The organism is Brachybacterium atlanticum (assembly GCF_025669985.1).
GTDB classification, from domain to species: Bacteria; Actinomycetota; Actinomycetes; order Actinomycetales; family Dermabacteraceae; genus Brachybacterium; species Brachybacterium conglomeratum.
This window is the reverse complement of the sequence record NZ_JAKJJW010000067.1, coordinates 1-2,662: the sequence shown is the minus strand read 5'-3', so window position 1 is coordinate 2,662 and position 2,662 is coordinate 1. Positions and strand designations below refer to the sequence as shown.

Here is a 2,662-nt window from a genome sequence, read left to right as displayed (position 1 = left end):
AACGCCCCGTCGGCCCCGCCCCTGCCCGGTCCGTGCCGCCGCGCCGCACCCTGCTGCTCGCGGGCGCCGCGGCCGCCGCCGTGGTCGGCGCGATCTCCGCAGGGGTCGCGCTCCCGCTCCTGCTCGGCCCCGCCACCAGCCCGTTCTCCGATGTGGCCGACGGCGATGCCGGGCTCGAGGCGATGGTCTGGGCGGACGAGACCGGCGTGCTGCCCGCGGCCGGCGGCGCCTTCTCGCCGGAGGCGGTCATGACCCGGGGCGAGGTCGCCGCGGCCCTGCACCGCTTCGCAGGCACCCCGGCGGTGCCGCTCGAGGACGTGCCGGTGCTCGTCGTCGACCTCGGCGAGGACCCGGAGCAGGCCTCCGCCCTGCTGTGGCTGCACGGCCGCGGCGCGCTCTGGGGCGATGCCGAGCTGAAGGTCCATCCCGAGGCCCGCGCGACCCGCGAGGGGGCCTCGGGGATGCTCGCCGCGCTGCTGCGTCCCGCCCTCGCGGGGATCGGCGCGGTCTGGCCCGCCGGCGGCGCTGACGGGCCCGGCGCGGCCGAGGGGAAGAACCTCCCCGCAGGGCTGTCACAGGATGCGGCCTGGCTGACCAGCGCCGGGATGGCTCCCGACGGGTCGACGCACTGGCAGGGCGAGCAGGCGGTGACCCGCGCCGAGCTCGCGGCCGTGCTGCACCGCGCGGACGGCGTCATCGCCGGCGCGCTCGGCTGAGCGACCCACCCGCGCCGCGAGCTCCCGCCCGGCGACGTCGGCCCCGCGGCATAGGGTGGAAGCCATGCCGACGACGCCCGCTCATGCCGCTTATCTCCGCCACCCCGACGTCCGGGGCGAGCTGATCACCTTCACCGCCGCGAACGACGTGTGGCTCGCACCGCTCGAGGGAGGCCGCGCCTGGCGCCTCACCGACGAGGGCGCGCCCGTCTCGTACCCGCGCTTCTCCCCCGATGGCGCCCGCATCGCCTTCACCTCCCGCGCCTCGGGCGGGCCGGAGGTCTGGGTCGCGGATGTCGCCGGCGAGTCCGCACCGCGCCGCCTGACCTTCTGGGGCCGCCCCGCCACGAAGGTCGTCGGCTGGCTGCCCGACGGCCGCATCGTCGCGACCACCAGCTACGCCGCGCCGGTCGCTCGCGATGCCCAGCTGTGGGCCGTCGACCTCGAGGGCACCACCACGCTGCTGCCGCTGGGCCGCAGCGGCGAGGTCGCGATCCATCCTTCCGGCACCACCGTCGTCGCGACGCCGTGGCGCCGCGACCAGGCCTCCTGGAAGCACTACCAGGGAGGCACGGCCGTGAAGCTGTGGCTCTCGCGCGAGGACGTGCCGCTGGACGCACCCGCCGAGGCGCATGCGGCCCGCACCTGGGAGCCGCTGCTCGACGAGATCCTCGCCTCGAAGCTGCGGATCGCCTGGTACGGAAACCGGCTGCTGTTCGCCTCCGACACCCCCGGCCCCGGCGCGGCGCTCACCGATCGCGCCTCGGCGAACCTGTGGTCCATCGCCGCCGACGGCACGGACCTGCGCTCCCACACCTCCCTCACCTCCGAGGAGGGCTACCTGCGCGAACCCGCGACCGACGGAAGCGCGATCGTGTTCAGCTCCCGCGGGCGCCTGTTCGCGATGGACTCCCTCGAGGCCGCGCCGCGGGAGATCGAGGTGCTCGCCTCCGGCGTCGGCGCCGCCCGACTGCCGCGCCCCGCCTCGGCGAGCGAGAACCTCCTGGCCATGCGGCCGCTGCACGACGCGCGCGCGAGCGTCGTCGAGTGGCGCGGCTCCGCGCACGCCCTCACCCATCGCGGCGGTCCGGCGCGGCTGCTCGCCGGGGCCTGCGGGCTGCGGCTGCGGGAGGTGCGGCCGCTCGGCCGCTCGCCCTTCGCCCTGTTCGTCTCCGATGCGGAGGCCCTCTCCGATCGTGAGCTGGGCGGCGTCGGCTCCGACGTGCTGGCGCTGGCGCGGCTGGACGGCGGCGGCGAGGAGATCCGCCTGGCCGTGGGCGAGGTGGGCCGGATCCTGCACGCCATCCCCTCGCCCGACGGCTCCCGCATCGCGATCGTCAGCCACGACAACGTGGTGCGCCTGGTGACCCTGCGCGGCCTCGAGGACCCCGCCAAGGAGACGCACGGGAAGGGCGCGCACACCGCGCCGGGCGCCGACGCCGGCTGGGAGGCCGACGCCGACCGCTCCGTCGCGGCGCCGCGCCTGGACCACGTGCGCGAGATCGGCCGCAGCAGCGGCGGCGAGGTCAGCGACCTGGCCTGGTCGCCGGACGGCCGCTGGCTGGTGTGGGCCGAGCCGAACTCCTGGCAGCTCTCGCGCCTGATGATCTCGGACACCGAGGCCCAGGAACCGACGGGCCGCGCCCTCACCTCCGGGAAGTTCCAGGACTCCGCCCCCGCGTTCAGCGCCGACGGCAAGCACCTGGCGCTGCTGAGCCTGCGCACCTTCGAGACGGTCTACGACGACATGGTCTTCGACCTCGGGTTCGTCAACGCCGAGCGGCCCTTCCTGCTGCCGCTCGAGCGCACCACCCCCGATCCCTTCGGCCCGCACCCCGACGGCTGGGGCCCCGCCCCGGAGAAGCCCGCGGCCGACGCCGCCTCCGGCTCCGCGGACGACGGCACCGGCCGCGGCCCGACGGGCCTCGCGGGATCGGGAGCCCCGT

2 pseudogenes are annotated in these 2,662 nt (G+C 76.6%); both read left to right on the top strand.

The annotated features are described in order from the left end of the window. Positions 1 to 716 (top strand): annotated as a pseudogene (locus L3K22_RS16550) (hypothetical protein); the annotation flags it as partial. A 64-nt stretch (positions 717 to 780) separates the two neighbouring features. Beyond that, positions 781 to 2,662 (top strand): annotated as a pseudogene (locus tag L3K22_RS16545) (S41 family peptidase); the annotation flags it as partial.